The organism is Rhizobium pisi (assembly GCF_003938655.1).
In the GTDB taxonomy this organism is placed as follows: domain Bacteria; phylum Pseudomonadota; class Alphaproteobacteria; order Rhizobiales; family Rhizobiaceae; genus Rhizobium; species Rhizobium pisi.
Genome location: NZ_RJJT01000011.1, coordinates 200,788 through 227,561 on the forward strand (window position 1 = coordinate 200,788; position 26,774 = coordinate 227,561).

31 protein-coding genes are annotated in these 26,774 nt (G+C 61.4%); 9 read left to right on the plus strand and 22 right to left on the minus strand.

Annotated elements, in window-relative coordinates:
- Nucleotides 1-4: 4 nt before the first annotated feature.
- Both EFD55_RS17540 and EFD55_RS17545 read right to left on the minus strand, forming a co-directional pair.
- The gene (locus EFD55_RS17540; protein WP_125846328.1) at nt 5-472 is read right to left on the minus strand and encodes a DUF1579 domain-containing protein; all 468 of its coding nucleotides are present in this window, start codon (nt 470-472) and stop codon (nt 5-7) included.
- Between the two features lie 50 nt (nt 473-522).
- Nucleotides 523-1,251 (minus strand): DUF899 domain-containing protein, encoded by a 729-nt coding sequence (locus EFD55_RS17545; protein ID WP_125846329.1) that lies wholly within the window; start codon nt 1,249-1,251, stop codon nt 523-525.
- Between the two features lie 88 nt (nt 1,252-1,339).
- Here EFD55_RS17545 and EFD55_RS17550 point away from each other — a divergent pair, with 88 nt between their 5' ends.
- Nucleotides 1,340-1,864 (plus strand): MarR family winged helix-turn-helix transcriptional regulator, encoded by a 525-nt coding sequence (locus tag EFD55_RS17550; protein WP_125846330.1) that lies wholly within the window; start codon nt 1,340-1,342, stop codon nt 1,862-1,864.
- A 60-nt stretch (nt 1,865-1,924) separates the two neighbouring features.
- Here the strand turns inward: EFD55_RS17550 and EFD55_RS17555 are convergent, their stop codons facing one another.
- The gene (locus EFD55_RS17555; RefSeq protein ID WP_003546481.1) at nt 1,925-2,347 is read right to left on the minus strand and encodes an organic hydroperoxide resistance protein; all 423 of its coding nucleotides are present in this window, start codon (nt 2,345-2,347) and stop codon (nt 1,925-1,927) included.
- 125 nt (nt 2,348-2,472) lie between these two features.
- On the opposite strand from EFD55_RS17555, the gene EFD55_RS17560 reads away from it, so the two are divergent.
- Entirely contained in the window at nt 2,473-2,961 is a 489-nt protein-coding gene (locus EFD55_RS17560; RefSeq protein ID WP_125846331.1) for a MarR family winged helix-turn-helix transcriptional regulator, read from the plus strand.
- A 12-nt stretch (nt 2,962-2,973) separates the two neighbouring features.
- On the opposite strand, the gene EFD55_RS17565 is transcribed toward EFD55_RS17560, so the two are convergent.
- The 11 genes from EFD55_RS17565 to EFD55_RS17615 all read right to left on the minus strand — a co-directional run bounded on the left by EFD55_RS17565 (nt 2,974) and on the right by EFD55_RS17615 (nt 12,978).
- The gene (locus tag EFD55_RS17565) at nt 2,974-3,207 is read right to left on the minus strand and encodes a hypothetical protein (protein WP_125846332.1); all 234 of its coding nucleotides are present in this window, start codon (nt 3,205-3,207) and stop codon (nt 2,974-2,976) included.
- Between the two features lie 115 nt (nt 3,208-3,322).
- Nucleotides 3,323-3,559, minus strand: a complete 237-nt coding sequence (gene rpsU / locus EFD55_RS17570; RefSeq protein ID WP_003569533.1) for a 30S ribosomal protein S21 — start codon at nt 3,557-3,559, stop codon at nt 3,323-3,325.
- A gap of 53 nt (nt 3,560-3,612) precedes the next feature.
- Nucleotides 3,613-3,897 (minus strand): cold-shock protein, encoded by a 285-nt coding sequence (locus tag EFD55_RS17575; RefSeq protein ID WP_125846333.1) that lies wholly within the window; start codon nt 3,895-3,897, stop codon nt 3,613-3,615.
- A 159-nt stretch (nt 3,898-4,056) separates the two neighbouring features.
- Nucleotides 4,057-4,266, minus strand: coding sequence for a cold-shock protein (locus EFD55_RS17580; RefSeq protein WP_008529019.1), 210 nt, complete (start codon nt 4,264-4,266; stop codon nt 4,057-4,059).
- Nucleotides 4,267-4,560: 294 nt separating this feature from the next.
- Entirely contained in the window at nt 4,561-5,295 is a 735-nt protein-coding gene (locus EFD55_RS17585) for a L,D-transpeptidase family protein (protein ID WP_125846334.1), read from the minus strand.
- 177 nt (nt 5,296-5,472) lie between these two features.
- Entirely contained in the window at nt 5,473-6,279 is an 807-nt protein-coding gene (locus EFD55_RS17590) for a L,D-transpeptidase (RefSeq protein ID WP_125846335.1), read from the minus strand.
- Between the two features lie 174 nt (nt 6,280-6,453).
- On the minus strand, nt 6,454-7,377 hold the full coding sequence (locus EFD55_RS17595; protein WP_125846336.1) for an alpha/beta hydrolase family protein: 924 nt from the start codon (nt 7,375-7,377) through the stop codon (nt 6,454-6,456).
- A 178-nt stretch (nt 7,378-7,555) separates the two neighbouring features.
- Nucleotides 7,556-9,178, minus strand: a complete 1,623-nt coding sequence (locus EFD55_RS17600; protein ID WP_125846337.1) for a cisplatin damage response ATP-dependent DNA ligase — start codon at nt 9,176-9,178, stop codon at nt 7,556-7,558.
- A 207-nt stretch (nt 9,179-9,385) separates the two neighbouring features.
- Nucleotides 9,386-10,396 (minus strand): ligase-associated DNA damage response exonuclease, encoded by a 1,011-nt coding sequence (locus EFD55_RS17605; protein ID WP_125846338.1) that lies wholly within the window; start codon nt 10,394-10,396, stop codon nt 9,386-9,388.
- A 183-nt stretch (nt 10,397-10,579) separates the two neighbouring features.
- A complete protein-coding gene (locus EFD55_RS17610) occupies nt 10,580-11,938 on the minus strand; it encodes a tetratricopeptide repeat protein (RefSeq protein WP_125846339.1) in 1,359 nt (452 codons plus the stop codon).
- A gap of 209 nt (nt 11,939-12,147) precedes the next feature.
- The gene (locus EFD55_RS17615) at nt 12,148-12,978 is read right to left on the minus strand and encodes an alpha/beta fold hydrolase (RefSeq protein WP_125846340.1); all 831 of its coding nucleotides are present in this window, start codon (nt 12,976-12,978) and stop codon (nt 12,148-12,150) included.
- A 122-nt stretch (nt 12,979-13,100) separates the two neighbouring features.
- Here EFD55_RS17615 and EFD55_RS17620 point away from each other — a divergent pair, with 122 nt between their 5' ends.
- Nucleotides 13,101-14,072 carry a glycerophosphodiester phosphodiesterase family protein gene (locus EFD55_RS17620; protein ID WP_125846341.1) on the plus strand — a complete coding sequence of 324 codons (972 nt, stop codon included), beginning with the start codon at nt 13,101-13,103 and terminating at the stop codon, nt 14,070-14,072.
- Nucleotides 14,073-14,075: 3 nt separating this feature from the next.
- On the opposite strand, the gene EFD55_RS17625 is transcribed toward EFD55_RS17620, so the two are convergent.
- Nucleotides 14,076-16,373: a sensor domain-containing protein gene (locus EFD55_RS17625; RefSeq protein ID WP_125846342.1), complete on the minus strand. Its 2,298-nt coding sequence runs from the start codon at nt 16,371-16,373 to the stop codon at nt 14,076-14,078.
- Nucleotides 16,374-16,619: 246 nt separating this feature from the next.
- On the opposite strand from EFD55_RS17625, the gene EFD55_RS17630 reads away from it, so the two are divergent.
- Both EFD55_RS17630 and EFD55_RS17635 read left to right on the plus strand, forming a co-directional pair.
- A complete protein-coding gene (locus EFD55_RS17630) occupies nt 16,620-17,990 on the plus strand; it encodes a TIGR03808 family TAT-translocated repetitive protein (protein WP_125846343.1) in 1,371 nt (456 codons plus the stop codon).
- 153 nt (nt 17,991-18,143) lie between these two features.
- Nucleotides 18,144-18,809: a glutathione S-transferase family protein gene (locus EFD55_RS17635; protein WP_125846344.1), complete on the plus strand. Its 666-nt coding sequence runs from the start codon at nt 18,144-18,146 to the stop codon at nt 18,807-18,809.
- Between the two features lie 45 nt (nt 18,810-18,854).
- Here the strand turns inward: EFD55_RS17635 and EFD55_RS17640 are convergent, their stop codons facing one another.
- The gene (locus EFD55_RS17640) at nt 18,855-19,859 is read right to left on the minus strand and encodes an inorganic phosphate transporter (RefSeq protein WP_125846345.1); all 1,005 of its coding nucleotides are present in this window, start codon (nt 19,857-19,859) and stop codon (nt 18,855-18,857) included.
- Complete coding sequence (locus tag EFD55_RS17645) at nt 19,859-20,503, minus strand: DUF47 domain-containing protein (protein WP_125846383.1); 645 nt, start codon at nt 20,501-20,503, stop codon at nt 19,859-19,861. Before EFD55_RS17645 ends, EFD55_RS17640 begins: the two co-directional genes overlap by 1 nt.
- 95 nt (nt 20,504-20,598) lie before the next feature.
- Between EFD55_RS17645 and EFD55_RS17650 the strand changes: the two genes are divergently transcribed.
- The gene (locus tag EFD55_RS17650; protein ID WP_125846346.1) at nt 20,599-21,135 is read left to right on the plus strand and encodes an NUDIX hydrolase; all 537 of its coding nucleotides are present in this window, start codon (nt 20,599-20,601) and stop codon (nt 21,133-21,135) included.
- 26 nt (nt 21,136-21,161) lie between these two features.
- Here the strand turns inward: EFD55_RS17650 and EFD55_RS17655 are convergent, their stop codons facing one another.
- On the minus strand, nt 21,162-22,058 hold the full coding sequence (locus EFD55_RS17655) for a LysR substrate-binding domain-containing protein (RefSeq protein WP_125846347.1): 897 nt from the start codon (nt 22,056-22,058) through the stop codon (nt 21,162-21,164).
- Nucleotides 22,059-22,192: 134 nt separating this feature from the next.
- On the opposite strand from EFD55_RS17655, the gene EFD55_RS17660 reads away from it, so the two are divergent.
- Together EFD55_RS17660 and EFD55_RS17665 are read left to right on the plus strand one after the other, a co-directional pair.
- Nucleotides 22,193-22,390, plus strand: coding sequence for a hypothetical protein (locus EFD55_RS17660; RefSeq protein WP_125846348.1), 198 nt, complete (start codon nt 22,193-22,195; stop codon nt 22,388-22,390).
- 39 nt (nt 22,391-22,429) lie between these two features.
- The gene (locus tag EFD55_RS17665) at nt 22,430-22,783 is read left to right on the plus strand and encodes an MmcQ/YjbR family DNA-binding protein (protein WP_125846349.1); all 354 of its coding nucleotides are present in this window, start codon (nt 22,430-22,432) and stop codon (nt 22,781-22,783) included.
- On the opposite strand, the gene EFD55_RS17670 is transcribed toward EFD55_RS17665, so the two are convergent.
- On the minus strand, nt 22,774-23,394 hold the full coding sequence (locus EFD55_RS17670) for a glutathione S-transferase family protein (protein ID WP_125846350.1): 621 nt from the start codon (nt 23,392-23,394) through the stop codon (nt 22,774-22,776). The genes EFD55_RS17665 and EFD55_RS17670 overlap by 10 nt on opposite strands.
- Before the next feature lie 102 nt (nt 23,395-23,496).
- Nucleotides 23,497-23,853, minus strand: a complete 357-nt coding sequence (locus tag EFD55_RS17675) for a DUF4406 domain-containing protein (RefSeq protein ID WP_125846351.1) — start codon at nt 23,851-23,853, stop codon at nt 23,497-23,499.
- Between the two features lie 141 nt (nt 23,854-23,994).
- Here EFD55_RS17675 and EFD55_RS17680 point away from each other — a divergent pair, with 141 nt between their 5' ends.
- Complete coding sequence (locus EFD55_RS17680; protein WP_125846352.1) at nt 23,995-24,750, plus strand: DeoR/GlpR family DNA-binding transcription regulator; 756 nt, start codon at nt 23,995-23,997, stop codon at nt 24,748-24,750.
- Here the strand turns inward: EFD55_RS17680 and EFD55_RS17685 are convergent.
- Nucleotides 24,725-25,462, minus strand: a complete 738-nt coding sequence (locus EFD55_RS17685) for a hypothetical protein (protein WP_125846353.1) — start codon at nt 25,460-25,462, stop codon at nt 24,725-24,727. The genes EFD55_RS17680 and EFD55_RS17685 overlap by 26 nt on opposite strands.
- Nucleotides 25,463-25,592: 130 nt before the next feature.
- Nucleotides 25,593-26,600 (minus strand): asparaginase, encoded by a 1,008-nt coding sequence (locus tag EFD55_RS17690; RefSeq protein ID WP_125846354.1) that lies wholly within the window; start codon nt 26,598-26,600, stop codon nt 25,593-25,595.
- Nucleotides 26,601-26,774 lie beyond the last annotated feature (174 nt).

Genomic DNA, 26,774 nt, shown 5'->3' on the forward strand with positions numbered 1-26,774 from the left:
ATTGTCAGATCTTGCGAGCGTAATGCGCTTCCATGAACTGCTTCCATGAACCGTCAGGCTGTCTGGTGCTGGAGGTGAAAGTGCGGTGATCGGCGTCGGTGAAGGTTATCCGCTCCCGGTAATCGGCGAGCCCTTCGCCATTGAAGTCAGGACCTGCCGTATAGAGATCCAGCACGTTGCCCGAGGCATCGACCTCACCTTCATAGACCCACATATAGTCCATCATGCTGCCGATCCAGCTGCCGACGTACTTGCCTTTCGAAGCGTTGTAGCCGAGCGTCAGGATGGTGGTGGCATCCTTGCCGTCGGCCGTGCGGCCGCTGCCTTCGGCGACGAACCAGATGCCGTGCAGCGACCGGACTGTCTCCGTCCAGTCGTCATCGCCCGTCATCTGGGGCGCGGTGACGGTCCATTTTCCGAGCAGACTTTCCAGGAAAAAATATTCCTTCGGCACCTCAGCGGCCTTCATCATCCTCTCCTCCCTTGAGCAAGGGCGACCTATCCTGCTGGAACTGCTCCATCTCAATGACAGCAGGATGCTGTCTTCTGGGCCTCCTCATATTCGTCATGGCGGCGTACGAAATTCATCGTACTGTCCTCGTTGCGGCCCTTCGGGGCACGGTCCAGGATCATCAGCGTACCGATCAGTTCCTCCGGCCCGCGGGCATAACTCGAATAGGTATGGAAGACCTCGCCCTTGTCATTGCGATAGAAAGCGCTCAGTCCCGGCAGTTCGTCATGAGCGTTTGCCGGTTCCATGGGAGTGAAATTGTAAAAGACCTTGTCTTTGGCAAGGTCCTCCGGACTGAAAGAGACGTGATAATCGAAATTGAAATCGCTGCCGAAGGAAGAGACCCATGGAAACGTCCACCCCATGCGCCGCTTATAGGCGGCGATCTTGTCGAGCGGCGCGCGCGAAACGGTGACCCAGGTGACATCGTGGTGGTTCAGATGCGGCAGGGCGCCATCGACATGGTCTGACAGGAAGGAGCAGCCCGTGCAGCCGGCATCCCAATTGGGACCGAGCATGAAATGGTAGATCAGCAGTTGGCTGCGGCCATCGAAAAGATCGGCAAGCGACTTCTTTCCCTCCGGCGTTTCGAAGACGTAATCCTTGTCGACCTTCACCCAGGGCAGCGCCAGGCGGGCGGCATTGAGGCTGTCGCGCAGCCGCGTCGCCTCCTTTTCCCTCGCCAATAGGGCGCGGCGGGCTTCGAGCCATTCCTCGCGGGACACAACCTCATTCTGCATGGCCTGCGCCCTCCTCCGGCGCCGCCGGCGGAAGCCGGCTCCGTTCCTTCTCCTTGACTAAATACATTGATATCAATAGATATAAGACATGTCAAACTCGATCGAGATTCCTTTTTCCACGACGCTGCTGGTACGCGACACCTGCCTCTGCCTGCATGTGCAGCGAGCGGCGCGCGCGCTTGCCCGGCTGTTCGACGATGCGCTGAGGCCGGTTGGGCTGACCAACGGGCAGTTTTCCTTGATGATGTCGCTGAACCGGCCGGAGCCGCCGCCGATGGGGCCGGTCGCCACCCTGCTCGCCATGGACCAGACGACGCTCACGGCTGCCCTGAAGCCGCTGCAGCGCCGGGGTTGGATAGATGTAATGGAAAATCCGAAGGACCGGCGCCGCCGGCTGCTGAGCCTCACCGCCGAAGGCAAGGCGACGCTGGCGAGAGCACTGCCGATCTGGGAAAGCACGCATGCGGCAATCGACGGCAGATTGCCGGATGGCGGCCCCGCGCGGCTGCGACAGGATCTGCAAGCGGTGTCGTCATCGATGAGTACAGAAACGGCAAAACCGGCGCGTTCGCCGCGCCCGCCCCGTCGCGGCGGGGAAGCAGCTGCCAAATAACCGGCGCGCCCCCCCAGGAAGGCCGCGGCAGCCGATAAGGCTGCCGCGTTTTAAAGCAGATCAGGCAACAGTGACCGGCACTTCGGTCGAGGTGCGCATGGCGTGGCTGTAGGGGCAGACGATGTGAGCCGCGGCAGCGAGCTTTTCGGCCGTTTCGCGGTCGAGACCCGGAATGTTGACGGTCAGGGCCACTTCGATGCCGAAGCCGCCGCCATCTTCACGCGGGCCGATGCCAACCTTGGCGGAGACCGTCGTGTCTTCGGGAATCTTGACCTTCTGCTGGCCCGCAACAAATTTCAGAGCACCGAGGAAGCACGCGGAGTAACCGGCAGCGAAGAGCTGTTCAGGATTGGTGCCGGTTGCGCCGTCGCCGCCGAGTTCCTTCGGAACGGTCAGCGTCACGTCCAGGACGCCGTTTTCGGAAACGGCGCGGCCTGCACGGCCGCCGGTGGCAGAGGCTTTGGTCGTATAGAGAATAGGCATGACGATCTCCTTTGGTTGGCCCTTCGATCGGGTTGGATTTTTAATATCGCACAATTAAATCGCACACAAGCGAATTTTGCAAATTGCATTTGGAATTCGAAAAGAGGACAATCGGCGCCTCGGGGATGATGGATATGAAAGCGCAGACGACAAAGACGATGGAGATACCGGAGGAGGAAAAGCGGCTCGAGAAGCAGCTGTGCTTTGCGGTCTATGCGACGGCGCATGCCTTCACCCGCGCCTACAAACCAATTCTGGAAAGAGTCGGCCTTACCTATCCGCAATATCTGGTGATGCTGGTGCTGTGGGAGCGCAGTGAGTTGCCGGTGAAGACGATCGGCGAACAGCTGGATCTCGATTCCGGCACGCTGTCGCCGCTCTTGAAACGGCTGGAACAGAGCGGGCTCATCAAGCGCCTGCGCGACCTGCGTGACGAACGGCAAGTGATCGTTTCGCTGACACCGAAAGGTCAGGCGATGAAGGGGGAGATCAATACGATCATGACGGCAATCGGTGAGGCCGCAGGCTGCACGCTCGAGGAAATGGCCGAACTGCGCGGCATGCTGCATCGGCTGCGGGGCAATCTCAGCCGGGCCGGCGTGGGCGGCGGTTGACCGCCGCCGAGATCAGGGCCGCCGTGCGGGGGACTTGGCCGGCGACCGACGCTTCTTTGCAGGCGCCGCTTCAGGCCCGGCCTCGGCCGCCTGCTGCAGACGCAGCGCTCTCAGCTTCTCCGTCTTCTTGTCGCGCGCCGAAGCCTCAGCCTCGATGATGGCGCGCGCCGTATGATCGGTCGCTTCCGCCTTGTCGCGAGGCGAAAGTTTGGCGGGATTGAAGAATTCTCCCTTGGTGGCTGTCATGTGCCCTCTCTCAGGTGATGGCGTTCTCAAGCCACAGCTCCGCGGCGGCTGAAAAGCCATAATCCCACAAATGGAATCATGGCTCCATGGCTGACGCCGTGATTCCACGGCGGGATTAGCGGGCGCGGAGAACCTTCTTCGGTGCCGGCAGCAGACCTTCGCGCTGCAGCTTCTTGCGGGCGAGCTTGCGCTGGCGGCGGATGGCCTCGGCCTTTTCACGGGCGCGCTTCTCGGACGGCTTTTCGAAGGCGCTGCGCGCCTTCATTTCCCGGAACAGGCCTTCCCGCTGCATCTTTTTCTTGAGCACGCGGAGCGCCTGATCGACGTTGTTATCCCTGACGAGTACCTGCAAAACGATATCCTTCCTGTCGGCGGCGAGGCCGCACTATCAATAATAAGGCGAGTCTACTTCCCGATCCTGATGCTAGAAAACTTCAGCCAGGGTTCGGCGCTATCGGTCCTGGCCGCCGCCTCGGGGGAAGTGCTCGATGGAGATTCCCCGGCATCGATGTCGGCTTCGGTGATGCGACGCTCGAAATTCTCCGCCGCGAATTGAACGCGATATTGCACATGCCCGTGGTCGTTGGGCAGTATGCTGGCAATCCGGCATCGCTTGTCGGTCTTCGCCGTGCGGGTGAGACCGGATTTCAGCACGATCATGTCGCCGACTTTATAGCTTGCTCTGCTCATTTCAGCGCCCCTTCGACGACTCGATCAATCAAGAAAAGCCAAGCAACGAAAACAAAAAGGCCGGGCTGAAACCCGACCTCTTCCCGTCACTCAGCCCGCTGCCAGTACGTCCGTGGTCAGCTCGCCGCCAATAGATGGTCAGCGCAGGCGAATGACAAATCATGCGGCCTGAAGATTGTCCGCCGAATTCTTGCCGGAACGCTTGTCGCGAACGATATCGTAGCGAATCTTCTGACCTTCTGCGAGATCGCGCATACCTGCGCGCTCAACCGCCGAAATATGGACAAAAACGTCCGTGGAACCATCATCGGGCTGAATGAAGCCAAAACCTTTGGTGCCATTGAACCACTTGACGACGCCTGAATTCATAACGATTTCCTTTTAACCGTTGGAGGGAGCCCGGCGAAAATATCCGCGGGCAATATCGATGTTGAGAGGAGATCTGACGAAGCGCTTCAGCGCATGGACAAAGGTCACAAGCAATTCGATACGCACCATGTAGGATATTTATCGAATTAAGCAATGGTATTTTGAAAATAAAACTTTTCCGGGCACGGAAACGCGAAACGTTTTGCTCAGGGGCAAGGCAAACGCCTGCCCGACAAAGCGAAGCTCGCCTGAGATTGATGCGAGGCGGCCCGCTTGCAGCCGCCTCGGCGACGATTACTGCCAGACGACGATCGGCGCCTTCGTGGGAACGCGATCGTAGAGATCGATGATATCCTGGTTCAGCAGTCTGACACAACCCGATGAGACGGCCTTGCCGATCGAGCGCCAGTCGGGATTGCCGTGCAGGCGGTAGAGCGTATCCTCTCCATTCGAGAAGATGTAAAGCGCGCGGGCGCCGAGCGGGTTTTTCAGGCCCGGCTCCATGCCGCCGTTGTCGATCGAATATTTGACGAGTTCAGGCTGGCGGGCGACCATCTCGTTCGGCGGCTTCCAGCGCGGCCATTTCTGGCGCCACTGGATAACGCCCGATCCCTGCCAGGCGAAACCCTCACGGCCGATGCCGACGCCATAGCGCATCGCCATGCCGTCATTTTCGACAAGATAGAGGAAGCGCGACGGCGTATCGACGACGATGGTGCCGGGGCGCTGTCCGGTCGGATCGACGACGCGCTGGCGATAATAGCGGGGGTCGATCTGCTCGTAGGGAACGGCGGGAATGAGAAAGCCGCCGTCCTCGACGGGACCATAGATGACGGCAAGCTCTGCGTCGCTGGGCACGCTCGACGTTCCCATGGACTGGAACAGGCGCACAGGCGAGCGGTAGATGATCGTCGAATCGCCCGACGTCACCGTATTGGCCGATGAGGCGCAGCCGCCGAGCGCGGAGGCGGCGGTCAGTGCCGAAAAGGAAAGAAAGCTGCGGCGGGAAAGATGTCTATCGAAGCTCATGACGCGGGACTGATTTCCTTTTGATGCGGGAAGCCGAACGAGGCGCCTTATAAGCCGACGATTCGTCCAATGCCGATAACAACATCAGAAAATCTATCGGCTTGCGCCAAATAAACCATAGCTTCACGCAGACGTGTCCCGCCGGGAGCGGACGATATGGGCAGCGCTGTTGCAGCGCTACATCACAACGATCACGGCCTTGGCGGGAACGCGGTCGTAGAGATCAATGACATCCTGGTTCAGCATGCGCACGCAGCCCGACGAGGTGGCCTTGCCGATCGACTGCCAGTCGGGCGTACCGTGGATGCGGTAGAGCGTATCCTGCCCGCCCTTGAAGATATACATGGCGCGCGCGCCGAGCGGGTTCTGCAGCCCCGGATTCATGCCGCCGTTTTCCGCCGCAAAGGGGCGAACCTCAGGCTGGCGCGAGACCATCTCGACCGGCGGCGTCCAGCGCGGCCATTTCTGTTTCCACTGGATGACGCCGCGGCCCGACCATGCATAGCCATCGCGGCCGAGACCGACGCCATAGCGCATCGCCTTGCCGTTACCCTCGACCAAATACAGGAAACGGGCCTTGGTATCGACGATCACGGTGCCGGGGCGCTCGGTCGTCTGATAATCGACCTCCTGGCGCAGGAATTGCGGCTGCACGCGACTGACGGGGATCGACGGCAGGGTGAAATCCTCGTCGCGCAGCTCACCATACATCGCCATGTGCACCGGATTGGTGACCGGCAGGCCGAAGGTCTGATGGAACTGCGTCTTGTAAAGCTCGCGCGTCTGCGGCACCGGCTGATCGGGAATGGGCCGCACCCGGCGCGGATCGACACCGGGCGGCTGATAGAAGACCGGCGAGGTTTCCTGCACGAAGCGGGCGGGCGAATCGGCAGCGACATCGGGAATGAGGATGTTGCAGCCGCTCAGCGACGCGACAACGATCACGAGCCCGGCAATCGGGAAGACCCGGCGCAGAAAATTCATGGAACCACCCTTATCAACGATCGGCAAGACAGCGATATCTGCCGGGACGATGGCATCCGCGGCTGGCGCGAGGCTGGCGTTGGGGTGGAAAAACCAAAATCAGGAAACCGTGAACCGGCTGGTTCGGGTTTATCCGACGTCACATTCGGCCGGCGTTGCCGGCAGCGGCCAAACTCAGGCCGCCACCCCATGGAAGAAGCGGATGCTCTGTTCGATCTCGGCCGGCAGCGCCGAAGTGTGATTGCCGGCAACGGTTTCGGTCTCGATATGGGCGCCGGCGGCACGGGCACGGCGGGCAAGTAGTTCGGCGCGGTCGTTGAAATGGGCCTCTTCGGTGCCGTGGACCACGCGGACCGGGCATTTGAAGCTGTGGGCGTAACACAAGGCCGAGCGCACCTCGAATTCATGGGTGTTGCTGTCGTCGAAGCGGATGTCCTCGGGATAGCGGTTGAAGAAGCGGAAGGCATCGGGATTGCCCGAAATCGGCGCAGCGGCGCGGAACTTGTGGGTGCTCATCGCCGTCAGCATGGTCAGCGTGCCGCCGATGCTGTGGCCGGCGATGAAGAGACGCTGGGGATCGACACCCGGCAAATGCGCCAGACGCTCGCTGGCGGCAAGAACGTCGTCGACCTCATCGTAGAAGCCGGAGAAATTGCCCATCTGGCCGTTTTCGCCGCGCAGCGACGGCATCATCACGACGTAACCGGCATCCATATAGGGCTTCAACAGCTGCCAGTGGCCGATGCCCATGGCATTGCCACCGTGGAGAAAGAGCACGGCGGGCTTGGAGGTGCGCTCGCGCTTGTATCTCGAGACCCAGGCCGCAAGCTCCAGCTCGCCGCCATAGCCGGAGCGATAGAAGATCTTGTCGGCGTCTGCAGGCGCATTCAGCAGTTCGTACTTGTCGGGCGCCGGCCCCTTCTTCAGCAGCTTCGTGCGGAAATGGCTGCGGACCTTGACGTAATCGTGCTTGGCAAGCCGCGGCTCGTCCGGAACATCGAAAGCCGCCGCCATGCGCGGCAGGACGAGTGCACCGGCAAGACCCGCCAGCACGGTGCGGCGTTGGCGGAAAAAGGAATTTCGTTCATGCGAGCTCATTGCGCAGCACCCAAATCATCTCCCCCGGCCCATCTAAATTAAACAGTTAGAACATGATGTCATCCGAAAACCGCTTACACTTTTCGGCGTCATGCTCAGAAAAATCTGCACCGGAAGACCGTTGCCGCCAATACACGTCCTGTTGAAAATATCGCCCTGCGTCATTGTTGCGCAGGGGTCACTCGGCCTTGGCGTCGATCATGGCGATCAACGTGCGCAGCCGATCGGCCTCGTAGGAGGGCTTGTCGGGACGAAGGCGGGCGATGCGGGGGAAGCGCATGGCCACGCCCGATTTATGCCGGGTCGAGCGATTGATGCCCTCGAAGGCCACTTCAACGACGAAGCCGAAATCCTTGTCGGCGCGCACGGCGCGCACCGGCCCGAAGCGCTCGGTGGTGTTGTTGCGCACGAATTTGTCGAGCAGCTCGAGTTCGGCATCGGTGAAACCGAAATAGGCCTTGCCGACGGGCACCAGCTGTTCGCCGTCCTCGTCATCGGCCCAGACGCCGAAGGTGAAATCGGAATAGTAGCTGGAGCGCTTGCCGTGGCCGCGCTGGGCATACATCAGCACTGCGTCGACATTATAGGGGTTGCGCTTCCATTTGAACCAGGGGCCTTTCATCCGGCCGGCCTGGTAGATGCTGTCGCGGCGCTTGATCATCACGCCCTCGATGACAGGGTCGGGCGGGGCCGCGCGCAGGGCGTCGAGTTCCTCCCATGAGGAGAAAGGCACGAGCGGCGAGAGGTCGAAACGGTCGTGGGGGGCGCGGTCGATGATCTCGGCCAGCCGGTCGCGGCGATCGACATAGGTGCGGCCGCGAACATCCTCTTCTGCGTCGAAGAGCAGGTCGTAGGCGCGGATGAAGGCCGGGTAGTCGTCCAGCATCTTCGCCGTCACCGTCTTGCGGTTCAGGCGCTGCTGCAGGTCGGAGAAGGTGCGGGTCGGGCTATTGGAGCGGGCGGTGCCGCCGACCAGCAACTCGCCGTCGACGACGCCTGAAAAATCGATCGCTTCGAGAACATCAGGAAAGGCGCCGGAGATGTCGTCGCCGGAGCGAGAATAGATCTTGCGCCGGTCACCGGAGCGGGAGAGCTGGACGCGGATGCCATCCCATTTCCATTCGGCGGCGTAGTCGGCCGGATCGAGACCATCGAGATCCCCCTCCTCCACCGGATTGGCGAGCATAACGGAATGGAAGATCGCCGGTGTCGCCAGCACAGGTCTTTCGCCGCCTGCCAGCCATTCGAACAATGTCTCGTAAGGCGGCTGCAAGCCATGCCACAGGGTTTCGATCTCGGTGATATCACGCCCGCCGAGGTCGGCCACCGCCTGCTTGGCGAGACGGGCGGAAACACCGATGCGCAGCGCGCCGGTCGCGAGCTTGATGAAGGCGAAACGGCCGGACGAATCCAGCCGGTCGAGCAGGTCACGGACGAAGCCGCGCACTTCGGTGCGGCCGAGCGCATTCATGCGGGTAACGACCTCGCCGAGGCGCGGCTGGGCGAAGGCTGAGCGGTCTATGTCCCTCTCATTGTCCCAGACGAGCGAGATGGTTTCGGCGAGATCGCCGACATAATCGTAGGAATAGCGAAACAGCACCTCGTCCATGCGCTCCAGCACCAGTTCGCGCAGCATGGCGGGCTTGACGTTGCGTACTTCAAGCGTGCCGGCGATGGCTGCAAGGCCGTAGCCGCGGTCCGGGTCCGGCGTGTCGCGGAAATAATCGGTGAGCAGCTTCAGCTTGCCGTTGCGGCTGGGGGTCAGGACCAGGCGGTCGAGGAGATCGGCGAAGGCTTTCATGTTGGCCTCCTGACTGGGGAAAAAGTTCCCTCCCCAACCCCTCCCCACAAGGGGGAGGGAATAACCTGCGGCCACGCCTCGCCCCAAAGCAACGTCCCTGCATGCGGGGTCGTCAGACGTAAAATGCGGCGTGCGAGGCGCGGCAGCCCCTCCCCCTTGTGGGGAGGGGTTGGGGAGGGGTTTTGGCGCAGGATGCAACTCACGTCCTCAATCCCCCTCGTCCTCATATCCCACCAGATGCAGCGGCTTTGCCTTGATGCCCTGCAGCTCGCACCAGCGCACCAGCGCCTCTTCGCGGCCATGCGTCACCCAGACCTCGGCCGGCTGCAGCTCCCGGATCGTTTCCGTCAGTTCCGGCCAGTCGCAATGATCCGATATGACGAGCGGTAGTTCGACGCCGAGTTGCTTGGCGCGCTGGCGCACCATCATCCAGCCGGAGGCGAAAGCCGGCAGCGGCTCGTTGAAGCGCCTCGCCCAGCGGTCGGCGAAGGCCGATGACGGACCGACGACGACCGCGCCCTTGAAGGCGGATTTGTCGCGGCTTTCGATCGTTGCCGGCAGCAGCTCGCCGAGATCGATGCCCTGCCCGACATAATAGTCGCAGAGTTTTTCCATAGCGCCGTGGATATAGATCGGCTCGGCATAACCGGCATCGCGCAGCAGCCGGATGACGCGCTGGGCCTTGCCGAGCGCATAGGCGCCGACGAGATGGGTGCGCTCGGGAAATTGCCGCAACGATGCCAGCAGTTTGCCGGTCTCATCCATCGGATCAGGATGATGGAAGACCGGCAGGCCGAAGGTCGCCTCGGTGATGAAGACATCGCAGGGAACCGGCACATAGGCCTCGCAGGTCGGGTCTGGGCGGCGCTTGTAGTCGCCGGAGACGACGATGCGAGTGCCGTTCTTCTCGATGGCGATCTGAGCGGAGCCGAGCACGTGGCCGGCGGGATGAAAACTCACCTTGACGCCGTTGACCAGCAGTTCCTCGCCGAAGGCCGCCGCCTGCTCACTGGCGCAAAAGCCGTCGCCGTAGCGCAGGCGCATGATATCGAGCGTCTGGCGGGTGGCGAGCACATTCACATGGCCCGGCCGGGCATGATCCGAATGGCCGTGGGTGACGAGCGCCTGCTCAACCGGTCGCACCGGATCGACATAAAAGCCGCCCTCGGGACAATAGAGCCCTTCGGGGGCGGGATAAAGCAGCGCGTCAGGTCTCATGAAGCTAGAGATAGCGGGAATTGGACGCGTGGCCAGAGGCCTGAGGAAGGGGACCACAGAAAGCGCCAGCACGACGACTGCGCAAGCTCGTCGCCATCGTGACACCGGCCGAGTGGAATCGACCATGGCTGCCTTTCAAGACGGCCATGATGATCTTCCCTCGCTGCGACAAAAGCCCGTTGCTCAGACTATCGGCGTCATCAGCAGGCTCGTCCTGTCGTGGCCAACCACCATATCAAGTGAGGTACCGGCCCGGACGTCCACCGGCTGCGGGAAGGTGTGAAGAACCTGAAGCCAGCCGCCATCATGATAGCCGTCGGGGTGGTTGTCGAAAACCACGCCCTCGATCAGATCGACCTTCATCCATTGGACGACCCCGACCGCAGTGCCATCCGCGTGAACCGGCACCGATACTTTGCGCAGCGCTGCGGCATGTTTGCGGGCGGTGAGGTCGACTGCAGCGATCTCGAAATCGTCGGAAAGCCTGGTCCATTCGGTCATCGTGCCGTGAACGGGCAGACGCAACGGGGCAAGCGCATTGAATTGCGACATGTCGAAACCGGAGACCTCGCCGACATGGGCATAGTTGGAGAGTGTTTCGCTGGCGACGAGGCAGCCCATGGCGGAGGCAGCGCGCGGAATGACGATGGCATCCTCGCGGATCAGCCGCGCATGGGCGTCCTCGAAAGTGTTCAGGACATCTTCGGCCAGAAGATCGCTCGAAAGAATCTCGGAAATCAGGATATCGGCGCGGGTCTTCATCTCCCTGCCGACGGAAAGTTCGGTGGAGGGCTTTTCGAAAATATCGATCTGCTCGCGATAACCGTTGGCGGCGATGATCCTCTCCGCTGTCTGGGCGATGGCCGGCACGCTCTCGCAGGTCACGATGTTGGTGGCGCCGGCGCGCGCCGCCATCATCGACAGCAGGCCGCTGCCTGCGCCGATATCGAGGATATGCGCATCGGCGCCGCGCAGCTCTAAGGCCCGGCGGATCGCCGCTTCGAAGGCGTCGTTGCGTCTGGTGTCGTTCATCATGGCGATGTGCCAGAAGGGCACGATCGCGGAGGAGATGCGTCTTATCTGGTGCCAGGCATTGATATTGTCCGGCTGCAACCGCAGAACATGACGAAATTCGGCCAGCGCCTCCGACTGCCGGCCGGAGTCGGCCAGTGCAACGGCAAGGTTGTTCCGCACGACAGGATTTTCGGGCGACAGGCCACGTGCCATCTCATAGCAGCCGACCGCTTCCGCCGACCGGCCGAGCTGGCGCAGCAGCGCGCCCTTTTCCATGAGTGCGACGAGATGGGCGGGATTGAGGCCGAGCAGCTTGTTCCAGTAGTAGAGAGCGGTTTCAGCATCGCCTCTCTTTGCGACAACGCCCGCCAGCAGCGGCAGGATGTCTATCGTGCGATAGTCCTTGTGCAGGACTCTGACATAGGCTTTTTCGGCGTTTTCGAAATCGCCCGACGCCTGAAAACTCATCGCGTCGCTCAGCGATTTGCGCGCGATCGAAATTCTCTCTTCCATATCTTTGCTGATCATTCCGGCTCCCTGGGCCTTCTCGAGATAAGCGGAGGAGCCGCGGACGAGCACACGCCTTCGGCGCAACCTGCCATGCACAGGACTGACATGAGCGGGCGGCGGCTCGAAAATTTCCGTGAGCGAACGACAAAACGAATCCTTCACGGAGGACCCTACGTTTGCCGTTCCAAAAAAGTTACTGAATTCTTAAGAAATTCCGCTGCCGCGGCTCAACGCCGCAAGCCTTCATTTTTTCGTGTTCCGATGCCGTCGAGGAAGTTGACCACCGCGGCATTGAACTCGGCCGGCCGCTGCAGCGGCGCAAAATGGCTCACACCGTGGAGATAAATCATCTGCGCGTCCGGAATGCTGCGGGCAAGATATTCGGCATGGTCAGGCTTGATGAATTCGTCATGCTCGCCGAGCACGATTGCGACCGGCACGTGGATGAGGCCGAGGTCAGCCGCATCATAATTCGGCTCCGTCCGCATCATCAGGCCGACCGCCTCGACGAAGGGATGAAAATCGTCCGGCGTAGCGGACAAGGCAGCGTAATCCGCGGCGTGTCGACTGAAGCATCGGTCGATCACCGGGGTCGGATGAAATTCCAGCGTGCCGCTCGGATCCATGTTGCAGGCAAAAAAGAAGACCCCTTCGACACGGGACGGCACCGTCATCGCGAGGATCAGGGCAATGCAGGCGCCATCGCTCCAGCCGACGATCGCCGCCTTGTCGAGGCGCAGTTCGTCCATGACGGCAAGCACATCGGCTGCCATCAATTCATAGCTATAGGGACGGGCATCGCGGCTACTGCGGCCATGACCGCGACTGTCGATCAGCACGACGCGACGACCGCTCCGCAACAGCGCGGGCACCTGATAGCCCCAGTTGCCGCTGTGACCGAGGCCGCCATGCAGCAGGATGACGGCAGGACCGGCGCCATAGCTCGAATACCCGATGCGGGCGCCGTCGCGCTCGACATGACTTTCGATCGTTGCGGGCGGCAAAGGAGCGGCGCCATGGACCTCGAAGTGGATGAGTTCGTCGTCGTGTGTTTCCATGCGATGACAGCCCCGTGCGGCAAATGACCCGATAGCATAGAAAAGCCGGAAAACAGCCCAAGAACAACCGGAATCGCTTTCTAGCCCTTCCATCATTCGATGCAACCAGAGGGGGATAAATCTTGGGCAGGAAGCTTTTCTATTGTGCCGCCGTGATTGCCGTCGCTGCCGCCGGCATCTATCTCAACAATACCAGCCTGCTTGCAGAACATCGGCCGGGAAAGCCGGTGCTGCTTGCCCATCGCGGCATCGCCCAGCGGTTCGACGAAACCGATTTGAAGAACGACACCTGCACGGCGACCCGCATGCTGGCGCCGAAACACGACTATCTCGAAAACACCATCCGGTCGATGCAGGCCGGCTTTGCCGCCGGCGCCGATATCGTCGAGATCGACGTGCATCCGACAACGGACGGCGAGTTCGCCGTCTTTCACGACTGGACGCTCGACTGCCGCACCGACGGGCACGGCGTCACACGCGAGCATTCGATGGCTGACATGCGAGCGCTCGATATCGGCTACGGCTACACCGCCGATGGCGGCAAGACCTTTCCCTTTCGCGGCCGCGGCATCGGCATGATGCCGACGCTTGCCGAGGCGCTCTCGACCTTTCCGGACCGGCGCTTCCTCATTAACGTCAAGAGCCGCGATCCTTCCGAGGGCGAAAAGCTCGCCGCCGTGCTCAACGGCCTTTCCAACGAGCGACGGGCAAAGATCATCGTCTATGGCGGCGACGAGCCGATCGAAATCGTCCGCCAGCTCACGCCCGATATCAGGACCGCGTCACGCAAGAGCCTGAAGGGCTGCCTGTTCGGCTATATCGGCTATGGCTGGACCGGCCTGCTACCCGACGCCTGCAAACATGCGATGATGCTGGTGCCGATCAACATCGCCTCGTGGCTCTGGGGCTGGCCGGACCGTTTCCTCAACCGGATGGAAGATGCCGGAACCGAGGTTTTCGTGCTCGGCCCTTATCGCGGCGGCGATTTTTCCACCGGCATTGACGACCCCTCGCAATTGGCGCGGCTGCCTGAGAATTATGCGGCCGGCATATGGACGAACGAGATCGACGTGATCGGCCGGCTTGTGAAATGAAGCTCAGAGACTGCCGGCCTTCAGCAGTACGGCGATCTCTTCAGGAGAAACAGGCTTGGAGAAGCGGTAGCCTTGCGCCTCATCGCACCGCGCCTCGCGCAGGAAATCCAGCTGCGCGTCAGTCTCCACGCCCTCGGCGAGAACCGAAAGCTTCAGCGTCTGCGCCAGCGAAATGACGGCCGAGACGATAGCGACGGCGGTCTTGTCACCCGGCAGGGCCTCGACCAGCGAGCGATCCATCTTCAGGCGGTCGAAGGGGAATGTCTTCAGCGCCGCAAGGCTGGAATAGCCCGAGCCGAAATCGTCGATCGACAAGCGCACACCAAGCGCACGCAGTGATTCCATCATCGCAAGCGCGCGTTCGGCATCCTGCATCACCACGCTTTCGGTGACCTCAAGCTCCAGCCAGCGGGACTGCAGCCGATGGCGCTCCAGCGCCTCGGCGACATGGGTTGCGAAATCAGGATCGGCGAACTGCTTGGCGGAGACGTTGACGGCAATCGTCAGTGGCGTCAGGCCCATATCCTGCCAATGGCGGGCCTGGCGGCAGGCCTCGTTCAGCACCCAGAGACCGAGCGGCACGATCAGGCCGGTCTCTTCTGCGAGCGGAATGAAATTGACCGGCGGCGCCCTGCCCTTGGCCGGATGGTTCCAGCGCACCAGCGCCTCGAGCCCGGTGATGCGGCCTGTGGCGACATCGACCTGCGGCTGGTATTGCAGGAAGAGCTGGTCGCCGGTGATCGCCTGATGCAATTCCTCCTGCTCGCCGAGCGGCATTCCAACGGGCGTGCCGCCGCCCTCGTGATGCTGCAATGTGTTGCGGCCACCCTCCTTGGCTCGGTACATGGCCCGGTCCGCATTGGCGAGAAGCTCTTGCGAGGTCACGCCATCGAAGGGGAAGGCGGCAACGCCGATGCTCGCGGTGACGGCGATCTCGCCATCCTCACCGCGGATCGGCCGGTTGATCGCCTTCTGCAGCTCGCGAAGGCGACGCGTGATGCCGGCATCGTGGCTCGACTGGTGGACGAGCACCACGAGGAATTCGTCGCCGCCGAGACGCACCACCATATCGGACGCCCTGACACTGTTGGCCATGCGGGCGGCGACCTCTTTCAACACCTCGTCGCCGGCGGCATGGCCGCGGCCGTCGTTGACGTCCTTGAAGTTGTCGAGATCGATATAGGCGACGGTCACCTTTCGATTATGGCGGCGGGCCTGGTCGAGGATATTGGCCAGCCGCTCCTTCAGGAAGGCGCGGTTCGGCAGGCCCGTAAGATCGTCATGATGGGCCATGAAATGGATGCGGTCGTCGACGCGTTTGCGTTCGATGGCGATGCCGGCGATGTGAGTGGCAAGTGCCACCAGCGTCATCTCGTGCTCGGTGGGACGGCGGACTTCCCTGGAATAGAGCGCAAACGTGCCGAGCACGTTGTTCTGCGAGGTCATGATCGGCGTCGACCAGCAGGAGCGGAAGCCGAAGGGCGCGACCAGCGCGCGGAAATCCTCCCACAACGGATCGACCGTCACGTCCTCGACGATGACAGTCTGGCCACGCCACGCGGCGGTTCCGCAGGAGCCGACCTTGGGACCGATCGTGACGCCGTCGATCAGACGGCTATAGCCGCCGGGCAGATTGGGAGCGGCGCCGTGATAGAGCCTGGTGCCCTCGCTGTCGAGCAGCAGCGCCGATCCGTCAATGCCTGTCAGCTGCGCCTCGATCATCAGCACGAGCGCCTCGAGGATCATCGGCAACGGCTCGTTGCGGGCGATCATTTCGAGCAGTTTCGCCTGGCCGCGATAAAGATCCTCCTGCAGCTTGCGCTCGGTGATATCGCGGGAAACGCCGATCAGGCCGACGACCTCGCCGCGGTCATTGCGCAGCGGTATCTTCGAGGTCAGCCGGCATATCTGCCTCTTGCTGCCGGGAAGGACGTATGATTCCTCCATGTCAATGCGAGCTTCGCCCGTCGCCATGATCTGCTGCTCGATGTCGAAGTGGCGGCGCGCCGTCTCGAAGTCGAACAGATCGAAATCGCGCTTGCCGGTGATCTGGGCAGCGCTTTCCAGGCCGAGGCTACTTGCGGTGACGGCGTTGGCGAAGACGAAGCGGCTGTCGCGATCCTTGACGAAGAGGAAATCAGGGAGTTCATGGACGATCGCCTTGAGCCGGAGGTTCTCGATGCCCTCGGACAGATGGTGGGCGGTCGATGCCATCATTGCCTCCGTTGCGGCGACGATACGGCGCGTTTCGGCCGTCAGGGCGTCGGTCGGTTCCCGTCGCCTGGCACTCAATTCCGGCATGACGCCATTCTCCCCGGCGGCCGAAGGCCGCATCCCGCAATAGTCATCATTGAAACTCTCTTATGAGAGTAGTCCGCATTTCCTTCGGCTTGCTTAAATGAAAGAGTGAACAAGACGACAAAATCCGCGGCGATATCCTGCCCTCGTCTGCTGCGGCAACTGCGATTCCGACCGCCTGTACCAAAACAATACATGCCGGATTGGCATGTTTCCTGCTACGGGTGCGCTATGACAAGAGATCCTGGGATGCCTTCACGCCGCGACATGCTTCTGTTCTTTGCCGCCTCGGCGGTTGCGGGATGGACGGCGCCACGCGCGCTCGCCGCACCCCTGACGGCTGCCGCGGAGCCCGGTTTGCGCGGCGCGATCGACGCCGTGGATTATCGCGCCGTTCCTGAAAGCGGCGACAGCAAGACACGAAACCTGCAACAGATGATCGAGCAGGCCGCGCGCGAAAATGTGCCGGTTTTTCTGCCGCCAGGCACCTACCGGATCTCCAATCTCACCCTGCCCGACAATACGCGCATTTCAGGCGTGCCGGGGGCTTCACGCATCGTCTATACCGGCGAAGGCCATCTCTTTGCCGCCGAAAACGTACGACGCATCGAGCTTTCTAATCTCGTCATCGACGGCGGCAATCGTTGGCTGGGCGACTATGCCGGCGGGCTTCTGCAATTCACCGGCGTCGACGAGGTGCTCATCGACAATTGCGAAATCGGCGGCAGCCGCAAGCACGGGCTGCAGCTCGAGCGCTGCGGCGGGCGGATCGAGCGCAGCCGCATTTCGGGTGCGGCCCAATCCGGGCTTTACGCGGTGGAATCGGCAAACCTTTCGATATCGGGAAATACCGTGTCGGATTGCGGCAATGGCGGCATCCTTGTCCATCGCTGGAAGAAGGCGGAGGATGGCACTGTCGTCTCAGGAAACCGCATCTCCAACATCCGCGCCAATGATGGCGGCACCGGCGAAAACGGCAACGGCGTCAATATCTTTCGCGCCGACGGCGTCATGGTTGTGAATAACCACATCTCCGATTGCGCCTTCACGGCGATCCGCGCCAATTCGGCCTCGGATATCCAGATCAGCAGCAATCAATGCCGGCGTTCCGGCGAGACGGCGATCTATGTCGAATTCGCCTTCGAGGGCGCCGTCGTTTCCGCCAATCTCATCGACGGGGCCGCGAACGGCATTTCGATCGCCAATTTCGACGAGGGCGGCCGGCTGGCGAGCGTCACCGGCAACGTCGTGCGCAACCTGACGCTGCGCGGCCCCTACAAGCACGAGGTCGGTTTCGGCATCGGTATCGCGGCAGAGGCCGACACGCTGATCTCAAGCAATGTGATCGAGGGCGCACCGCGCTGGGGGCTGCAGATCGGCTGGGGGCCCTACCTTAGAAACGTCGTCGTCAGCGGCAATGTGGTGCGTAAGGCGCCCGTCGGCTGCGCCGTCTCGGTCGCCGATGGCGCCGGGACTGCCGTCATTACCGACAATGTGTTCCAGGAAACTGCCGAAGGGGCGGTTCTCGGATTCCAGTGGGAAAAGAAAGTCTCCGGCGAGATGGCGGGCGGCGGCGCGCCTTATGCGCAGCTCACCGTCGAACGAAACCGCGTCTCCTGACTTTGCATTCGCGCACTTCCGGACGCAAAACCGTCGCGCACTTTTGCTGGAGTTGCTTGCATCAAAAGCTTTCATCGTACCATCAGCGGCAAGGACTTTTCCGAGCGCGATCCGGCGTTTACGGTCTCTCCGACACATTAAGGGGATACGTCCATGCTGACAATCTACGGAGTCTATCGATCGCGCGCATCACGCGTCTACTGGATGGCGGAGGAGCTTGGGCTCGAATTCCAGTCGGTGCCGGTGCTGCAGGCAAGGCGGCTTGCAAATCCACTGGCGCCGGATGCACTGCTCAACACGCACTCACCGGATTTCATTGCCGTCAATCCGATGGGGCAGATTCCCAGCATCAAGGACGGCGACCTCGTCATGCACGAGTCGCTGGCGATCAATCTCTACCTTGCACGCAAATATGGAGGGCCGCTTTCCGGAAAAACCGTCGAAGAAGACGGTTTGTTGACGATGTGGACAGTCTGGGCGGCTGCAGAGGTCGAGCCCCATACGGTAAAAATCGTTCTGACCTATGACAACGGGCTTGAAAACAGCGAAGACGGCAAACAAACGATCGCGGTCGCCTGCCGCTCGCTGCGCAGGCCGCTCGCGGTCCTCGAGAGCCACCTTGCCGGCCGGCAATGGATCGTCGGTGACCGCTTGACCGTTGCCGATCTCAACCTCGCGGAGGTGCTGCGCTACGCCCAGAGCGAGGACGCGCTTTTCCAAGCGCATCCGAACATCAAGGCCTGGATCGAACGCTGCCAGTCCCGCCCGGCCTACAAGGCAATGCAGGCAACACGCAGCAAGGAGCCGATCGAGGTCTGAGGGTTAGAGCATGGTGCCGAAAAACCCCTGCCTCCTTACCCGATTCTATTGCAGCAGAGATGCAAGGCCGTAGAACGTCGCGGATATCACTGCCGCCGCCGGCATCGTTACGATCCAGGCGATCACGATGTTGCCGGCTAATCCCCAGCGCACGGCTGAAACGCGCCGGGCTGCGCCCACTCCGACGATTGCTCCGGTGATGGTATGGGTCGTCGAGACGGGAATACCGAGCCAAGTCGCCGCGAATAGTGTCAATGCTCCGCCCGTCTCGGCGCAGAATCCTTGCATGGGGTTGAGTCGAGTGATCTTCGACCCCATGGTATGAACGATCCGCCATCCGCCAAACAGCGTGCCGAGAGCCATTGCCGACTGGCAGGAAAGGACCACCCAGAAAGGCACATAGAATGTCGAGCCGAGATATCCCTGGCTGAACAAAAGCACTGCGATGATGCCCATCGTCTTCTGCGCATCGTTTCCGCCGTGGCCTAGCGAATAGAGCGAGGCGGACACAAACTGCATGATGCGAAATGTCTGATCCACCGCAAACGGCGTTTGCCGGACGAAGGACCAGGAGACGACGAGCACCAATACCAGAGCAAGCAGGAAGCCGATGGCCGGAGAAAGGAAAATGGCGCCGACAGTCTTCAGGAGACCACTCCAGACGATCGAGCTGAAGCCCACCTTTGCCAAACCGGCGCCCACCAGCCCGCCGACAAGTGCATGTGACGAGCTGGATGGAATCCCGAAAATCCAGGTGAGAATATTCCAGATGATAGCGCCCATGAGTGCGGCAAAGATCACTTGGGGCGAAACGATCGCAGGATCGATGATGCCGGTCCCCAGCGTCTCGGCCACATGCAGGCCGAAGAATAGAAATGCGATGAAATTGAAGAATGCCGCCCAGACGACCGCATATTGCGGCCGCAGGACGCGGGTCGACACGATCGTCGCAATGGAATTGGCCGCATCATGCAGGCCATTGAGAAAGTCAAAGAACAGGGCGACAACAACCAGGCCGACGAGCAGCGGCAGAGCGAGGGAGGCTTCCATCAGACGTTCTCGATGAGAATGCCGCTGATTTCGTTGGCGACGTCCTCGAAGCGGTCGACGACTTTCTCCAGCTCTCCGTAGAGTTGACTTCCGATCATGTAGGCCATCGCATTGCCGCTGGCACCATGACGTAAAAACAGATCCTTCAGGCCCTGGTCGTGGAGTTCGTCGGAACGTCCCTCCACCCGGGTGACTTCCTCCGCGATGGCCGCAAGACGATGCGCATTGGCGCCCAATCTGTCGAGGAGAGGGATCGCTTCCGCGATGAGGTTCGCTGCCTTGACGATTTCGCCGCCCATCTGCTGCATGAGCGGATCGAAGCTCACTTGCTCGAACAGGCGGATCGTCTTGACTGTCTTATGCATCATGTCGATCGCATCATCCATTGACTGAATGAGATCCTTGATGTCGCCGCGGTCGAAGGGCGTGATGAAGCTTCGCCGAACGGCAAGAAGAACCTCGCGCGTCACATCATCGGCCTCGTCTTCCAATGTGACGATACGTTCGCAGTTTTTCTGGACGTCATTGCCTTTCAGGAGTTGGTCAAGGGCGTGCGCTGCGGCAACCACAGTCTTGGAGTGCTTGGAAAACATTTCAAAGAACCTGTCCTCCCGTGGCATCAGCTTGCGAAAAATACTCATCATGCCAACGGACCCTTCAGCGTGGCTAACTGTCATAAATCTGTCATAAACACGCTCAGGCAATTGAAGCAACAAGCAAATTCGACAAGCCAATCACTATGAAGTCTACGAAAAAAAGCCCGGAGCCCCGACCAGACAAGTCCCAGACATTGCTTCGGCAGCTTGCGACCGTTCCCGCCAAGCTGTTCTCCGGTGAATTCCGTCAACAGTACGGCGCTCTTTGCTTCCGCTACAGCAATGGCGGACCCCAGGTCGAAATCCTTGTGGTTACATCACGCGAGAGCGGACGCTGGATCATCCCGAAAGGGTGGCCGATGAAAGGGAAGAAACCCTTCGAAGCTGCGGCGATCGAGGCGTGGGAGGAGGCGGGCGTGCGCGGGGCGGTGAGGAAGAAGCCGGTCGGCTACTACACCTATCTGAAAGAACTCGAGAATGGCGACGTGGCGCCCTGCATTGTCGACGTGTTTCAGGTTGAAGTCACGGAGATCAGGGGTGACTTCAAGGAGCAGGGCCAGCGTGTTCTCGAATGGGTGAGCCCTGATGAAGCGGCGCGACGCATTCGCGAGATCGAACTCAAGTCACTGCTCGTCGAATTTCAGCCCCGCGGCCGCAAGAAGGGCAATGGTGGCGCGTGATCATGCTTTGATGCAGCCTCCCCGCGCTAGCGGAAAAGCGCGAGGGTACCGGCCATTTCCTCACGGATCCAGGCTTTAAAATCCTTGACCTTCTTCGGCTCGCGCGTGCCTGCGGCCGTGACGAAGTAATGGCCGAAGCCGGTCTTGGCGCGAATGCCGAAGGGCGCCACCAGACGGCCTTCGGCGAGCGAAAAGCCGGCAAGGGTCTGCCAAGCCAGCATGACGCCTTGGCCTGCAATCGCCGCATCGAGGCAGAGCGAGGCGTCGTTGAAGACGTGGCGCGTGGCGAGGGTTGCGCCTGAAAGTCCGGCCTCGCGCATCCAGACCTCCCAGGTGAACATGGCATTGCCATCGATGATGGCAGGCAGTTCGAGGAGATCGGCAGGTCCCTTCAATCTCGCCGCCATGTCTGGGGAGCAGACCGGAAAGACCTCCTGCTCCAGCAACAGTTCAGCCTTCACGTCAGGCCATGTGCCGGCGCCGACGCGGATGCCGATATCGACATCGCAAAGGGCCGGATTGACGAGGTTGGTCGTCGCATCCAGCCGCAGCTTGATGTCGGGATGACGCTCGGCGAAGCGATCGAGACGGCAGACGAGCCAGCGGGCGGCGAAAACAGGGGCGACCGAGATGGTCAGGATCGTATCGTCCTTGCGGCTCGCGATCGATACCGCGGCCGAAAGACGGGCGAACCCCTCGGCAAGCGCAAAAAGCACCGGCCGACCGGCTTCGGTCACGATCATTCCCCTGGCAGTGCGCTCGAAGATCACCTGACCGAGCTGGGCCTCCGCCTTGATGACCTGCTGACTGACGGCGCCGACCGAGACGCCGAGTTCGTCGGCCGCTGCCTGGAGCGAGCCGAGACGCCCGACGGCTTCGAGCGCGCGCAGGCCGTTGAGATGGACGGAATTCAGGTTTCTCATATAGTTTTTCTATAGCATGACCGCGTCAATCTCAATTGAAAACCTGACCGTGGGCGCCGATATTGCAGCATGAGAGGCTCGGCGACATCAGCCGTTGAGCAAGCAAATTTGTAGTGAAGAAAGCGAGGCATGCCATGTCATTGCTGAAGTTTTTCTTGAGGACCGCCCATAACTTGACTGACGCAGACATTGCGGGTGATCTCTGGAAGGAGGATCCGCTGCGGCATCCCGAGGTCGAGCGCATGTCGATGCGCGAAATCGCCGATCTGCCGCTCGGACGGCAGGTGGGCTTTCATGCCGAGACCAAACCGCCGCTGGCGAAATGCGCGTAAAAACGTGCTAGGCTTTTGCCCGAGAAGAAGGGCGAAGCAATGGCCGACGACGTCGATGCGATCTTCGAGCGCCTGAAGCGGCTGGCGGCGGAAGCCGGCCTGCCCGGCGTCGAGGAGAGCACTTCCTACGGCAATCCGGCACTGAAGGTCGGCGGCAAGAGCTTCGTTGCGGTAAAGAACGCCGAGACGATCGTGATCTCGATCGCGCTCGACGACAAGGAGCATCTGCTCGAAATGGCGCCTGATATCTATTTCCAGACCGCCCATTATGTCGGCTGGCCGTATCTGCCGGTGCGCGTCGCCCTGATTGGCGACGAGGAATTACGGTTGCGGCTGACCGGCGCCTGGCGGTTCCGGGCGCCGAAGAAGCTTGCCGGCAGTTATCAGACCTGATCGTAGGCAAGCGCCCGCTGGACAGCGGAACGCTGCAGCATGCGGGCGTGATGGTCGCTCGCCTTTTCGAAGCGGGCGGGATCGACACCGTCCGACGGCAGCCAGCTTGTCATGACGAAAAGATAAGGATCGGCGATCGAATAGGTTTCGCCCATTACCCAGGGGCCTTCGAACATCGACTGCTCGATCAACGTGAAGCAATCTGCCATGTTTTGCGGTACCTTGGCCTTCATCGCCTCTATTGCGGCCGCATCGTCGGCCCACCGGGAACCGCGCGGGCGGTGGGCATGGTTCACATGCACGGTCGAGCAGATGTAGCTGTTGAAGGACTGGAGCCTGGCAAATTCAAAGGCATCGTCGAGCGGCGCGAGTTTTGCGGCCGGCGCGCTTTGGGCGATGTAAGCCAGGATCGCCGGCGTTTCCGTCAGCACGCCGCGATCGGTCACAAGCGCTGGCACCCGGCCCTTCGGGTTGATCTTCAGATAATCAGGCGACCGCTGCTCGCCGTCACGAAGACTGATCTTCTTCGTTTCGAAGGCCAGGCCGGATTCTTCCAAGGCAATGAGGCTTGCGAGCGCGCAGGTTCCGGGCGCGTAATACAATGTCAGCATGGTTCTCGACTCCCTTTCGGCAAGGGTTATAGCGCAGGGGTCTGCGCGTCGGAACCGGCAAGATCGGGAGGAGCCGGCAATTTCCGGCCCCTCCACCGCACCTCACCCGCAACCCGGTACGTCTTCCAGCCGGCACCAGACCGGGATGCCGCGCTCCCTGGCGATGCGCACATCATTGTCGGCACCCTTGGAATCGCCGGGCAGGCGCAGCACGCCCTCGCAGAGCTGCAGCAGCCGACCGGCGACCGGGTGGAAGATTTCTTCGTAGAGCGCGTCGCCGACTGACCTGCCGCCAGCGGCGTGCCAGATCGGCAGCGCCACCCACTCACCGATCATCGGCACGTGACCGGCTGCAAACAGCGCATGCGAGGGTTCCTCGAGGCGCTTCAGGTTGGCGGTCATTTTCTCCGGGTCGTCGCCCGTTCCGGACCGATAAGGGCCGGCAATCAAAATCAACATGATCCACTCCTTCGCTCCGCCTCAGGCGTGAGCACTCCCGGCCTCATGCACGGGATTTCGTGAAAATTCACGATATTTCTTGAATGTCGAGTCAATTCGTGCATATTCAAGATATTTCGTTCACTTCCATGCAGAGAGACGATGCTGACGACACAACGCAAGAGCCTCATTCTCGACATCCTGCGCCGCGATGGCCAAGTCATCGCCAAGCGCGTCGCCGAGGAATTCGCACTTTCGGAGGACACGATCCGGCGTGACCTCCGGGAAATGGCGGCGGAGGGCCTGTTGAAACGGGTGCATGGCGGTGCGATGCCACTGGCGCCCGACCTGCCGGATTTCACCACGCGGCGCAGTGTTTCGTCGGAGATCAAGGTGCGGCTGGGGGCGAAGGCAGCGGCAATGATCAAGCCTGGGCAGATGATCTTCCTCGATGGCGGCACGACGACGGCGGAGATCGCCAGGCACCTGCCGCGCGATATGCCGCTGACGGTCGCGACCCATAGTCCGACGATCGCCGCGGAGCTGGAACACCACCCGACGGCAGAGGTGATCCTCACCGGCGGGCGTCTCTACAAACATTCGATGGTGGCGACAGGGGCAGCGGCGATGGCGGCGATCTCGCAGCTACGCCCCGATCTCTTCTTCCTCGGCGTCACGGCGGCCCATCCAGTGCATGGGCTTTCCACCGGCGATTTCGAGGAAGCGGCAATCAAACGGCATATCGCCAGCTGCTCGGCCGAAACGCATGTCCTGCTGACGGAAGAGAAATTCGATCTCGTCTCGCCCTGCCCGGTGCTTGGCATTTCCGACGCGGCGGGACTGATCGTGCCAGCGGAGATGACGGCCGAACGGCTGAAGCCCTATCGCGATCTCAACGGCGCAATCGCCGCAGCATGATGGTGCTGCGGGCCGGCGGACGCGCGGCGGCCCGCGGCAGAAGGCTTGCAGCGAGTGTCGCAATGAACAGCACCAGCACGGCATAGGCCGGCGCCATGCTGTCGGTTCCGAAGATCAGCATCGTCTGCAGATACGGCTGCGCTAGCGCGACCACAACGGAAAGGGCCGGCATGTCGAGCAGAGCTCCGGCCGATCGAGACAGGGCCGGCATGAAGGCTGCCGCGGCAAGCACACTATAGATTGCCGCCAGACGGGCCGCGAGTCGAAGCGTGGCCGACGCTTCAAGCGGGTGCGTGTCGGCATCCTCGAATGGAACCATGAGATAGGCGATGAAAGTGGCCAGGAACAGGAGCGCGACGGGCAGCATCGCAAGAACGACCGGCCACGCCGCCGCCATATCTGCTGAGATAAAGAGGAGGAACGGCGTGGCGGCGACGAACCAGATGGCTGCGACCGGTCCCCAGAACCAGAGCAGCGACAGATAGTGAAGCCGAACCAGGGTGGCCACGAAGAGCACGCCGATGGCGATCCAGATGCAGCCGGGCTTGAGCATGCCCGATATCAGCCGAATGGTCGGCTCACAGGCGCCGGCCATCTCCTCGCAGCCTAACAGCTGAATTGTGAGCCAGGTTATGGGGTCGAGCCCCAGTGCTGCGAAGATGAAGATGCCGATACCGATCAGCACCCACCAGAGATAGCGGCCTGCAAACATGCCCTGCCCCTACGGCTTCCAGGGAACGCTCTCGCCTCCGCGTCGATACGCGCACGTCCGACCACAGGGCGCATCTCTTTATATTATGCAATTCTTATTTTTTTATAACTTATATACGCGCTTCGCGCACTCATGCGGTCAAGGCGGAAGTGACCCTGACATCGCCGACATGGATGCCGTTCCAATTGCGCATCGAAGTCGTGGCAAAGGCCATCAAGGCTACATGGACCTTTTCTTCCGTCTCGAAGAAGCGGGCGAGCGTTGCCGCCACCATGGCTTCGGCGGCGCGGGTCGTGCCATCCTCGCATTTGAGCGCGATGGCGATGCCCTTTTCCGGGATCGCGGCGCAGAAGACGCCTTCGGCGCCCGTCTTGACGAAGATGCGGCCGGGAGCGATCTGCATCAGTGCGGTGCAGGCGCGGCCAGAGCCCGCGACATAGAAAGGCTCGGCCATGCAGGCTTCGATCAGGCGGCGGGATGCCTTGGCGCGAAGCGGCTCCAGGCCGTTGCCAGTTGCCATTTTTGCAAAACCGTGGGCAAGGCCGCGCAAAGGCACAGCATATGTCGGAATCGAGCAGCCGTCGGTGCCGCAGCTCTCGGCCCCAAGCACGGCGCCGGTCAGGCTTTCCATCGCCGCGCGAATCTCGACCTGCAAAGGATGCTCATAGCCGACATAACCCTTCGGATCGAGGCCCCGATGACAGCAGGCGCAGATGAAGCCGGCATGTTTTCCCGAGCAATTGTTGTGAAGCGCAGTCGGCGCGTCGAGCGTGCGGGCCTGATGGATCAGGGTTTTCTGGTTCGTGGACCAATGGGCGCCGCATTCCAGCGCTTCGGCACCGCGGCCGGCACGCGCGAGCATGGAAGCAGCGAGCGCCACATGCTCGTCTTCGCCATTGTGCGAGGCGCAGGCAAGCGCCAGTTCCTTGTCGCCGAAGCCATAGGCGTCGGCAGCGCCGCTTTCGACCAGCGGCAGCGCCTGCATCGCCTTGCAGGACGAGCGTGGGAAAACGACAGCCTCGATGTCTCCAGCCGAGAAGACGAGCTTGCCGTCGCCATCGACAACGGCCACCGCGCCGCGATGGCGACTTTCGACGAGCAGGCCGCGTGTGACTTCGACGGTGACGGGATTGGTCATGGGCTCTCATCCGGATGCTGGCGGGATGCGCAGGCATACCGCGTCAGGTGCCGAAAGCCAACGGTCTTCACGCTTTGCTCGGGTCTGCCGGCCGTCATCACATCGCCCAAACATCCATCACAGGAATTGACCGAAGCGATCGAAAACTATCGTTTCTCTGCTATGTCCGATGCG

Bases quoted from the DNA above. Each gene is read 5' to 3' on its own strand.
- EFD55_RS17540 (WP_125846328.1), bottom strand. From the start codon at position 472: ATGATGAAGGCCGCTGAGGTGCCGAAGGAATATTTTTTCCTGGAAAGT.
- EFD55_RS17545 (WP_125846329.1), bottom strand. From the start codon at position 1,251: ATGCAGAATGAGGTTGTGTCCCGCGAGGAATGGCTCGAAGCCCGCCGC.
- EFD55_RS17550 (WP_125846330.1), top strand. From the start codon at position 1,340: ATGTCAAACTCGATCGAGATTCCTTTTTCCACGACGCTGCTGGTACGC.
- EFD55_RS17555 (WP_003546481.1), bottom strand. From the start codon at position 2,347: ATGCCTATTCTCTATACGACCAAAGCCTCTGCCACCGGCGGCCGTGCA.
- EFD55_RS17560 (WP_125846331.1), top strand. From the start codon at position 2,473: ATGATGGATATGAAAGCGCAGACGACAAAGACGATGGAGATACCGGAG.
- EFD55_RS17565 (WP_125846332.1), bottom strand. From the start codon at position 3,207: ATGACAGCCACCAAGGGAGAATTCTTCAATCCCGCCAAACTTTCGCCT.
- EFD55_RS17575 (WP_125846333.1), bottom strand. From the start codon at position 3,897: ATGAGCAGAGCAAGCTATAAAGTCGGCGACATGATCGTGCTGAAATCC.
- EFD55_RS17580 (WP_008529019.1), bottom strand. From the start codon at position 4,266: ATGAATTCAGGCGTCGTCAAGTGGTTCAATGGCACCAAAGGTTTTGGC.
- EFD55_RS17585 (WP_125846334.1), bottom strand. From the start codon at position 5,295: ATGAGCTTCGATAGACATCTTTCCCGCCGCAGCTTTCTTTCCTTTTCG.
- EFD55_RS17590 (WP_125846335.1), bottom strand. From the start codon at position 6,279: ATGAATTTTCTGCGCCGGGTCTTCCCGATTGCCGGGCTCGTGATCGTT.
- EFD55_RS17595 (WP_125846336.1), bottom strand. From the start codon at position 7,377: ATGAGCTCGCATGAACGAAATTCCTTTTTCCGCCAACGCCGCACCGTG.
- EFD55_RS17600 (WP_125846337.1), bottom strand. From the start codon at position 9,178: ATGAAAGCCTTCGCCGATCTCCTCGACCGCCTGGTCCTGACCCCCAGC.
- EFD55_RS17605 (WP_125846338.1), bottom strand. From the start codon at position 10,396: ATGAGACCTGACGCGCTGCTTTATCCCGCCCCCGAAGGGCTCTATTGT.
- EFD55_RS17610 (WP_125846339.1), bottom strand. From the start codon at position 11,938: ATGATCAGCAAAGATATGGAAGAGAGAATTTCGATCGCGCGCAAATCG.
- EFD55_RS17615 (WP_125846340.1), bottom strand. From the start codon at position 12,978: ATGGAAACACACGACGACGAACTCATCCACTTCGAGGTCCATGGCGCC.
- EFD55_RS17625 (WP_125846342.1), bottom strand. From the start codon at position 16,373: ATGCCGGAATTGAGTGCCAGGCGACGGGAACCGACCGACGCCCTGACG.
- EFD55_RS17630 (WP_125846343.1), top strand. From the start codon at position 16,620: ATGCCTTCACGCCGCGACATGCTTCTGTTCTTTGCCGCCTCGGCGGTT.
- EFD55_RS17635 (WP_125846344.1), top strand. From the start codon at position 18,144: ATGCTGACAATCTACGGAGTCTATCGATCGCGCGCATCACGCGTCTAC.
- EFD55_RS17640 (WP_125846345.1), bottom strand. From the start codon at position 19,859: ATGGAAGCCTCCCTCGCTCTGCCGCTGCTCGTCGGCCTGGTTGTTGTC.
- EFD55_RS17645 (WP_125846383.1), bottom strand. From the start codon at position 20,503: ATGATGAGTATTTTTCGCAAGCTGATGCCACGGGAGGACAGGTTCTTT.
- EFD55_RS17650 (WP_125846346.1), top strand. From the start codon at position 20,599: ATGAAGTCTACGAAAAAAAGCCCGGAGCCCCGACCAGACAAGTCCCAG.
- EFD55_RS17655 (WP_125846347.1), bottom strand. From the start codon at position 22,058: ATGAGAAACCTGAATTCCGTCCATCTCAACGGCCTGCGCGCGCTCGAA.
- EFD55_RS17660 (WP_125846348.1), top strand. From the start codon at position 22,193: ATGTCATTGCTGAAGTTTTTCTTGAGGACCGCCCATAACTTGACTGAC.
- EFD55_RS17665 (WP_125846349.1), top strand. From the start codon at position 22,430: ATGGCCGACGACGTCGATGCGATCTTCGAGCGCCTGAAGCGGCTGGCG.
- EFD55_RS17670 (WP_125846350.1), bottom strand. From the start codon at position 23,394: ATGCTGACATTGTATTACGCGCCCGGAACCTGCGCGCTCGCAAGCCTC.
- EFD55_RS17675 (WP_125846351.1), bottom strand. From the start codon at position 23,853: ATGTTGATTTTGATTGCCGGCCCTTATCGGTCCGGAACGGGCGACGAC.
- EFD55_RS17680 (WP_125846352.1), top strand. From the start codon at position 23,995: ATGCTGACGACACAACGCAAGAGCCTCATTCTCGACATCCTGCGCCGC.
- EFD55_RS17685 (WP_125846353.1), bottom strand. From the start codon at position 25,462: ATGTTTGCAGGCCGCTATCTCTGGTGGGTGCTGATCGGTATCGGCATC.
- EFD55_RS17690 (WP_125846354.1), bottom strand. From the start codon at position 26,600: ATGACCAATCCCGTCACCGTCGAAGTCACACGCGGCCTGCTCGTCGAA.